Genomic DNA, 6637 nt, shown 5'->3' on the forward strand with positions numbered 1-6637 from the left:
CCTTATTTATATTTTATAAAATCCTCTAAGCTAATTATATATAATCTATGTAAAATTGTATTCAAGCCTATCTTAAATTTATGTAAAATCTTTTAAAACTCGCCAATATTCGATTAATTTTTCAAGCGAAAACATTGCGTTTGCAGGGCTTGTAGACGGCAGTTTTACCGCATTTAAGTCAGAATTGTATTTTACAAACAATTTATACGCGGTATTTCCGTTTGTAAAGATTTTTTTAATTTCAGCCGTTTGTAAAATCCGTCTTAAATCATTCGGCGTAACATTTTTTATAGAGCTGTCGGACGAACCTTCTATGTCACAGCTTGCAATAACGTCCCAAACCGCAATATTATGTTTTATCAAAAATGCTTTTTTCTCCTCTGTCGTGCCCGGACAGACGTCATTCATAACATTCGCAAGCACCTTCCAAAACCTGTTCTGCGGATGACCGTAGAAAAAGTTTGCTTCACGTGATTTTACAGACGGAAAACTGCCGAGTATAAGTATTTTTGAATTTTTATCGTATATGGGTTCTATTGTATGAAATTCCATTTCTATCACCTCTTAAATAATACTGTATAAACCTTAAATACACCTTAATTTTATAAAAATATCAGTGAAAATCAAATTTTGTATTGACTATTATATTTTTATATTATATCATAAAAATATTCACAAATAAAGAAAGGATTATAGATTATGAAAACAGCAAACGCACCATTGTTTAAAGACCCTATTCATAACGGAGCCGCCGACCCTGTCGTTATATATAATGAAGAAACAGGCACTCATTATATGCTTTACACCGCAAGACGCGCAGACGTTGAAGAAGAAGGCGTAATGTGGGTACACGGTACTGATATAGGAATTGCGGAAAGTAAAGACAACGGCAATTCATGGGAATATATAGGCATATGCAAAGGCCTTGAATACGGCGAAGGCAAAAATACATATTGGGCACCGGAGGTTATACGTTTCGGAGAGCTTTATCATATGTATGTAAGCTATGTTCCGGGAATTCCTGCCGACTGGAATCACCCTCGTTACATTCTTCACTACACATCAAAAAATTTGATTGATTGGAATTTTGAAAGCAAGCTTAACCTTTCATCAGAAAAGATTATTGACGCTTGTGTATTCAGACTATCGAACGGTATTTTCAGAATGTGGTACAAGGACGAGCGGAACGGCTCTCATACATATTTTGCCGACAGCAAAGACTTATATAATTGGGAAGTTAAAGGCTGTGCCGCCGATGATGTTCCGCACGAGGGCGCTAATGTATTTGGATTTGGCGGTAAGTATTGGCTTATAACCGACTGTTGGAGCGGTTTGGACGTCTATTATTCGGACGACCTTACAACTTGGGCAAAGCAAAGCAGTCGTATTCTTGACGTAGGCGGTACAAGAGAAGATGACGGAGTTATCGCAAATCACGCCGATGTATATGTAACAGATAATAACGCATATATTTTCTACTTCACTCACCCTGACAGGCAAAAAAATATGCTTGAAAATAATATCGGAAACGAACGCAGAACGTCAATTCAAGTTGCCGAACTTGAAGTTAAAGACGGTGTTTTGGTATGTGACAGAAATAAGGATATATCAGTTAAACTCAGATAATATAAAAGGCAGACGAAACGTCTGCCTTTTATTTTGCCGTAACTATATTTATACTGTTTCCGTCACTTGTCATTACAATATCGCCGCTTTCATCGGTGCGATACACTTCCACACCCGCGTCACTTAGTTTACTTAAAGTGTCTTCATTAGGGTGACCGTATGAATTGCCTTTTTCTACACTTATCACGGCATACTGCGGCATAACTTCACGCAAAAACGGATATGACGTTGACGTTCTCGAACCGTGATGACCGACTTTAAGCACCGTTGATTTTAAATCCGCACCGCTGTTTAATATTTCTTCTTCCTCGTCGCTTTCGGCGTCACCCGTAAATAAGAATGATGTGTTTCCGTATGTGATTTTTAATACTATTGACGTACTGTTTAAATCCTTGCCGTTTTCGTCAACAGGTCCTAAAAATTCAACCGTACTGCTGCCAAGCTGAATTTCGTCACCGACATTCGGGTGCTTGATTTCAACATTTTGTTCTTCGGCTTTTTTCTTGAAATTTTTATATGCCTTTGTATTCGCCTTTGTTTTCGGTGCATATATGTTGTCCGCTTTTGTTACCGACAACGCACCTGACAAACCGCCGACATGGTCCTCATGAGCATGAGAACACACAACATAATTAAGCTCCGTAACATCTTCTTTCTTTAAATATGCCGCTACCACATTACTGTCCGCAACATTTCCGCCGTCTATCATCATCGTTTCGCCGTCACATTCTATAAGCGCCGAATCAGCTTGTCCTACATCTATAAAATGCACCTCAAAATTTGAATTTTCGGGTATATCCGACGGGTTTACATTACTTCCCGATATTCCGAATGACATAACAAATGCCATTAACATATTTAAAATCTTGCTCATCTTCTACTCTCCCTTCATATATAAAATTATTATAACTTATAATTGACTTAATCTGCAAGTATTTTGTTGATTATTTTGATGTTTAATGTTAAAATATCTGTATAGTATAAATTTGAAAGGATATTGTATATGTTAAATGCTGTGTTTTTTCCGTTTTCGGAAATGTATATAAATCACGTTAAATCATCGGAAAAATATGATATGAAGATACAGCACTACCATGACGCATATGAAATATATTTGCAGGCGGACGGTGAGAGATACTTGTTCCTTGACGATATTTGTTACACGTTAAAGCAAGGCGATTTGGTAATTTTAAAGCCGTTTGACATTCACTATATGGAAAGCCGCGACATTGATTTTTACGAAAGATATGTTTTGAATTTCAGCAGTGATATGCTGAGCGGAATTTTGACAAAAACAGAAACCGATATTCTTTTCGATAACATCAAGTCGTGCGTATTCCATCTTAATGATGAGCAATTTACTCTTATTCTCGATTACTTCAAAAAAATTGACGCATTTTCAAACAGAATAGGTTTGCTTTCCGAAAAACTTGCGCTGAGCAGTGTTTTTCAGCTTGTTTCTGTAATTAAAGACCTTTCAAAAAATGCCGAAATTATCACAAGTCAAAATACTCCGCCCGAAATAGTTACGGCGATAGATTACATAAACAACCACTATAAAGAGGACATAAACCTTGACATTATAACCGACGTCGTGCATATCAGCAAATATCATTTTTCACGACTTTTCCACAAAGCAACGGGTGCAACGTTTCTGCAATATTTATACAATGTGCGTCTTGTAAATGTCCATTCCCTGCTTGCCGAAACAAATTTAAACTTAAACGAAATTGCTATTCGTACAGGCTTTTCGTCAAGTGCGCATTTATCAAGAATTTTCAAGCAAGTGTACAATGTTTCACCGCAAAAATTCAGACGTATGTTAAAAGAGAAATCAAAAAAGCAGTGATTAACACTGCTTTTTATTATTGCTGAAGTTGTTTTTTGAATATTGTTCTGAAAATTAATCTTGCAAGCGGTCCTGCAAAAAATATTTGCCAGCACAATGCCATCGGGAAATTCATAGCTGTTGTTTGCAACCATACCGCAACAATTTCTTTACCCGGATTTTTAAACAACAATGTTGCAATCATACTCATTGTCGGACACATAATACATACAATCATTGACGAAATTGCAAGCGTGATAAAGAACGGATTATCCACTCCCGGTCTTATAAATCTGAATGCAAGCTTTGTCGCAAGTTTTTCGACTGCGAAAAACTCAAGTATGAATGCGGCAGGCCACATTATAACCATTTCGTGAAATGCAAGCAAGAACACCTCATTGCTCATCTGTCCCTTGTTCAGGCTGATATTATAGCATATCATTGCGTACACCATAATAAAAGCCATAATCAGTGTGAAAATAATGTTTTGAAATTTTGTCTTTGGCATAAATTTTTACCTCGTTCCTTAAATTTACGCAAAAAAACAACACATCCGTGTTGTTCGTTATCATCGTTAAGCACAATGTGTCGTTTCCAATTATATACCAAAGCATTATTAAATTGCGAGGATTATTTTAACATAACAAGTCTGTGTTGTCAATACCTTTCTCTAAAAATACTCAAAAATCACATCGCAAGATGTGATTTTTGGAGCTGTCGACAGACTTAATTACTTACCCATTCTCCGACAGATTCATTTGTTACAACATTTACGTTTCCGGAGAAATCGGACGTATAAAGCTTACCGCTTTTTTTATCCACAAAGTAAATTTTATCATTTTCAACATTGAATTTTTTTACTTCTTTATCATAAATACACGTCAAGTCGCTTGCGTCAAGACTGCCTATATAAAGTCCGTTATACGAAGTTATAAGTCTGCCGTCCGCAGTCTTCACATCGTCTGCATAACAAACATAATTATTGTCACTGCCGTCAAGATTTACGCGGTAAACCTCCTCACGAAAAGGGTTTTTATAATAAATCGTATCTCCCCACTGTGCAATAAGTTCAATATTTATCCATGACGAATCTCCCTTTACGACCAAGTGTTGGTCTGTTCCGTCTATGTTCATACAATAAATATCTTTTCCGTTGTCTTGATTTACAAACAGAATTTTATCTGTCGACGTTTGATTGTTACAAATAAGCGAATTAATTTGATTTAAAGTCTTAACTTCACTTCCGTCACGGCTAATTCTCATCAAATTACCGTACCAAACACCGTTTTCGACAAACAGATAATCTCCGTGATAAAAACAGTTAAACGGATACAGCTTAACATCACTGTCACCCATACTTAATTTTACAAGTGACGTTCCGTCAAGAGTAATTCCGTACATTATATTGTCATTATCCAAGTTGAAATATATGTAATCCTTGTACTTTTTAGGGTATCTGACCGAATTGTCCGTAAGTCGTTCAACGTCGCCGCTGTCAATATTCATACGATAAAGAACACCGCTCTTTTTTCCGCCGTCCGATTCCTGATAATATATCCACCCATCATCAACGGCAATTTTATTGACCGTTTTATTGATAAGTTCCTCTTCGCCCGTTATGTCATTTGCTCGGTAAAGGTGTCTGTCATTTTTAGACAAATAGTAGACATTATTGTCATACATTTCAAGTTCACAGACGCTGTTGTCAGATAATTTCTGTCTGTTTGCACTGTTTTTGTCTACTGAATATAGCTTTTGATAGTCAGAATCGGATGCATAGTATACCGTACCGCTTTCGTTTATACGGCTGTCTATAACAACTCTGTTGTTTTCACCGTCCCAACCGACAGTTGCGCCTAAAGTTTCGGAAACCGCTCTTACCGGAACATATGTTCTGTCATCAATTATTTTAGCAGGTACGTCAAGCTGAATTTGGTCAACCCAAATTGCCGAGCCGTCTGAATTATATACTCCCGTACTCATAATTTGATTATCAACAGGCACGCATATAAATTCGCCGTTTCTTTCAGCCCAAACCGTTCTGCCGTTATTGTCCCACGACACATTTGCACCGAAGGCCTCAAATATCGCTCTCATCGGTACAAGTACACGTTCGTCAATATTCTTCGGATTAACGTCACATTCCAATTTTTCGCCGTCAATATATACTTCTATAACGTCATTAGCAAAAGCATTTACGCACGGCAACATAATTATTCCGCTTATCAAAAGTGCAATCAGTTTTTTCAAGATAATCGCTCCTTTATTACAGCATAAATATCATCATTTATATCTTCGACACTTCTTATTTTTCCGTTTTCAACACATGAAATATGTTTCCAGCCGAAACGTTTTGATACGTATACTGCATTATCATAGCTTTTTTGAAGATAAGATATATCACTCTCGTGTATATCCTTTTTATCCCCGCCGTTCGACTTGTTCGCCCTGTCTTTCATTAATTCTATGCCGTACTTTGGCGGCATATCAAGAAATATCGTAACGTTCGGACGCGGAAGTCCGTAAACATTGTATTCAAGGTCGTCAAGCCACGTTAAAAACTTGTCTTTTTCTTCTTGATTTTCGATTTTGCTTGCTTGATGTATAAGATTTGACGACACATATCTGTCCGCTAAAATCAATGTGCCGTTTTCGTAATCCTTTCCCCAATCGGTTTTATACGTTGCAAATCTGTCAGCCGCAAAAAACGTTGATGTGGCATACGCATTCACATCTGAAGGCTTGTCCCCGAATTCACCGTTTAGGTACATCTTTACAAGTGTTGACGACGGGTTGTCATACGCCGGAAAAGACACCGACTTTATTTTTAATTCGTCATTTTCAAGACGCTTTTTTAAAAGTTCCGTCTGTGTTTGCTTTCCGCTTGCGTCAACACCGTCAATCGCTATAAGTATCCCCATAATTTCTCCTAAAATCAGTCTTGTTTGTATTTTTTACCTTTTGCAATTACCGTTGCCGCAAATTTAGGCAATTCCATCATTCTTCCTATACGCCAAGGTTCTTTGCAAAGTCTGTAAAACCATTCCATACCTGTTTTACAGAATATTTCAGGTGCGCGTTCAACTTTTCCGGCAAATACGTCAAGACTTCCGCCAATGCCCATCGCAACGCGTACTTTAAGTGCATCTCTGTTTCTTTCAATCCACTGTTCCTGCTTAGGTG

General features: G+C 37.3%; 8 protein-coding genes. 2 read left to right on the forward strand and 6 right to left on the reverse strand.

What is annotated here, in order from left to right:
• Positions 1-78: 78 nt before the first annotated feature.
• Positions 79-552 (reverse strand): DNA-deoxyinosine glycosylase, encoded by a 474-nt coding sequence (locus ACLTU0_RS10005; protein WP_022229932.1) that lies wholly within the window; start codon positions 550-552, stop codon positions 79-81.
• A gap of 147 nt (positions 553-699) precedes the next feature.
• Here ACLTU0_RS10005 and ACLTU0_RS10010 point away from each other — a divergent pair, with 147 nt between their 5' ends.
• Entirely contained in the window at positions 700-1626 is a 927-nt protein-coding gene (locus tag ACLTU0_RS10010; protein ID WP_412322293.1) for a glycosyl hydrolase, read from the forward strand.
• A gap of 28 nt (positions 1627-1654) precedes the next feature.
• On the opposite strand, the gene ACLTU0_RS10015 is transcribed toward ACLTU0_RS10010, so the two are convergent.
• On the reverse strand, positions 1655-2500 hold the full coding sequence (locus tag ACLTU0_RS10015; RefSeq protein ID WP_412322294.1) for a ComEC/Rec2 family competence protein: 846 nt from the start codon (positions 2498-2500) through the stop codon (positions 1655-1657).
• A gap of 129 nt (positions 2501-2629) precedes the next feature.
• On the opposite strand from ACLTU0_RS10015, the gene ACLTU0_RS10020 reads away from it, so the two are divergent.
• Positions 2630-3475, forward strand: coding sequence for a helix-turn-helix domain-containing protein (locus ACLTU0_RS10020; RefSeq protein WP_412322296.1), 846 nt, complete (start codon positions 2630-2632; stop codon positions 3473-3475).
• Between the two features lie 16 nt (positions 3476-3491).
• Here ACLTU0_RS10020 and ACLTU0_RS10025 read toward each other — a convergent pair whose 3' ends face one another.
• From ACLTU0_RS10025 to ACLTU0_RS10040, 4 genes are all read right to left on the reverse strand, one after another.
• Positions 3492-3962 (reverse strand): DUF2798 domain-containing protein, encoded by a 471-nt coding sequence (locus tag ACLTU0_RS10025; RefSeq protein WP_022229928.1) that lies wholly within the window; start codon positions 3960-3962, stop codon positions 3492-3494.
• 218 nt (positions 3963-4180) lie between these two features.
• Positions 4181-5704 (reverse strand): DUF5050 domain-containing protein, encoded by a 1524-nt coding sequence (locus tag ACLTU0_RS10030; RefSeq protein WP_412322298.1) that lies wholly within the window; start codon positions 5702-5704, stop codon positions 4181-4183.
• The gene (locus ACLTU0_RS10035; RefSeq protein ID WP_022229926.1) at positions 5701-6375 is read right to left on the reverse strand and encodes a dTMP kinase; all 675 of its coding nucleotides are present in this window, start codon (positions 6373-6375) and stop codon (positions 5701-5703) included. Before ACLTU0_RS10035 ends, ACLTU0_RS10030 begins: the two co-directional genes overlap by 4 nt.
• A 14-nt stretch (positions 6376-6389) precedes the next feature.
• Positions 6390-6637 (reverse strand): WecB/TagA/CpsF family glycosyltransferase (locus ACLTU0_RS10040; RefSeq protein ID WP_412322300.1); only part of this gene is annotated, 248 nt, incomplete at its 5' end.

Origin of the sequence: Hominilimicola sp. (assembly GCF_046972485.1) — a bacterium.
Lineage (GTDB): Bacteria > Bacillota > Clostridia > UBA1381 > UBA1381 > Hominilimicola > Hominilimicola fabiformis.

Excerpts from the sequence above, each read along its gene's own strand:
- ACLTU0_RS10005 (WP_022229932.1), bottom strand. The coding sequence starts at position 552 with ATGGAATTTCATACAATAGAACCCATATACGATAAAAATTCAAAAATA.
- ACLTU0_RS10010 (WP_412322293.1), top strand. The coding sequence starts at position 700 with ATGAAAACAGCAAACGCACCATTGTTTAAAGACCCTATTCATAACGGA.
- ACLTU0_RS10015 (WP_412322294.1), bottom strand. The coding sequence starts at position 2,500 with ATGAGCAAGATTTTAAATATGTTAATGGCATTTGTTATGTCATTCGGA.
- ACLTU0_RS10020 (WP_412322296.1), top strand. The coding sequence starts at position 2,630 with ATGTTAAATGCTGTGTTTTTTCCGTTTTCGGAAATGTATATAAATCAC.
- ACLTU0_RS10025 (WP_022229928.1), bottom strand. The coding sequence starts at position 3,962 with ATGCCAAAGACAAAATTTCAAAACATTATTTTCACACTGATTATGGCT.
- ACLTU0_RS10035 (WP_022229926.1), bottom strand. The coding sequence starts at position 6,375 with ATGGGGATACTTATAGCGATTGACGGTGTTGACGCAAGCGGAAAGCAA.